Here is a 1409-nt window from a genome sequence, read left to right as displayed (position 1 = left end):
GGAAGAGGCCGCCCGCGATGAGGACGACGCCGGCGGCGCCGTACGCCACCCGCATCCAGAACGCCGGCGTCGTCAGCGACTCGTACGCGTCCTTGAGCACCGCCACCGCGTCATCCGCCCATTCGGGGGTGAGCGCGTCGTCCAGAGCGTCACCGATGCCGCTGTCCGGGAGGGTGTCCGCGATCGTCCCGAGCGGCTTGCCGACCACCTTCGCGTACTCCGCCCGCTTGTCCGCGGAGAGCTTCTTGAGGTCGGCCGCGGCCTTCTTGCCGCGCGCAAGGTGGGTGAGCCGGGACGCCTGCCACGCCCCCCACCCCTGCTGCTTGTAGATCTTGTAGCCGTACTGCGCGGACCGGGTGGGAACCGTCCAGTCCTCCTTGCCCCCGGCAAAGAAGTCCGGCCACGCACTCCGGCTGATCTGGAACAGACCGAAATGGCCCTGTTTGTAGGTGTTGTAGATGAACGGGTGGCGGCCCGACTCCGCGATGACCACCGAGACAGCCTCGGCGATCTTGTCCTCGGGCCACCCTCCCTCGGCCACCGCCACGGCAATGCCGACGTCTTCCAGCTCAGCCTTGTTGTCCTGGAAGTACTTGACCTTGCCGGGGTAGGCATCCCCGCCCGGGGGGATGCCGTACTTGTCCGCCACCGCGTCCGCCTCAGACCGCTACGCCGTAGACCGGCGTCGTCGGGAGCTGCTGCACGCTGGCGACCTGGTCGCCCACCACACCCTCCGGGCCCTTGGCCGGCGCCGGGATCAGGGAGGCGGCCTTGCCCGAGAGGGAGTCCACCTTGTCCGCATGGCGCGTGGTCCAGGACGCGGCCACCACCACCGACCCCCCGAGGGTGAACACGGCCGGGCTCTTGGTGAGCAGCGCGACCAGGGAGACGAGACCGGCCGCGGTCCACGCGGCCACCCGCTCCGAGGACTGCACGTCCTTGTTGTTCGGCTCCAGCGACCGGATGTCGGCCACCGGCGGCAGCGCCATCTGGTACGCGCCGTAGGCCATCACTCCCGTGGCGAGAGCGATCGAAATCTCTGCATCAGGCTTCATCGACATGTCGCCCTCCTCCTACTTCTTGGTCTTGACGGTGAGTGCCCCGGACATGGGGCCGGGGTTCTGGCCGGACGTGTCGGCCGCGACCTGCACCCGGTACGACGTGTTCGCGCGACGCCCGGTGAAGTCCCGGTACGGGCTGTCGCTCGCGCCCTCGGGCTTGCCGTTGACGTACCAGCGGTAGAACTGCGCGCCGCGCACCGCGGTGCAGCTCACGCGGAAGCTGCTGCGGGTGACCGCGGACGACTTCAGGCCGCCCGGCTTGGCGAGCGCGGTCGCCTTGGTCTTGACGGTGAAGTTCGAACTGTTGCTGCCGATCTTGCCGACCGAGTTCACCGCGCGGACGTAGTA

3 protein-coding genes are annotated in these 1409 nt (G+C 69.0%); all 3 read right to left on the bottom strand.

The genetic code is table 11. The features are described from left to right. A partial coding sequence (locus tag ACFRAL_RS17365) for a hypothetical protein (RefSeq protein ID WP_378885382.1) occupies nt 1–649 on the bottom strand: 649 nt, incomplete at its 3' end. A gap of 10 nt (nt 650–659) precedes the next feature. Further along, complete coding sequence (locus tag ACFRAL_RS17360) at nt 660–1061, bottom strand: hypothetical protein (protein ID WP_375821553.1); 402 nt, start codon at nt 1059–1061, stop codon at nt 660–662. Between the two features lie 12 nt (nt 1062–1073). Then, a partial coding sequence (locus ACFRAL_RS17355) for a hypothetical protein (RefSeq protein ID WP_378885380.1) occupies nt 1074–1409 on the bottom strand: 336 nt, incomplete at its 5' end.

This window comes from Microbacterium sp. NPDC056736 (assembly GCF_042790415.1).
Lineage (GTDB): Bacteria > Actinomycetota > Actinomycetes > Actinomycetales > Microbacteriaceae > Microbacterium.
Note: the sequence above shows the minus strand (reverse complement) of the source record. Positions and strands in the feature narration are given on the sequence as shown.

Bases quoted from the DNA above. Each gene is read 5' to 3' on its own strand.
- ACFRAL_RS17360 (WP_375821553.1), bottom strand. From the start codon at position 1,061: ATGTCGATGAAGCCTGATGCAGAGATTTCGATCGCTCTCGCCACGGGA.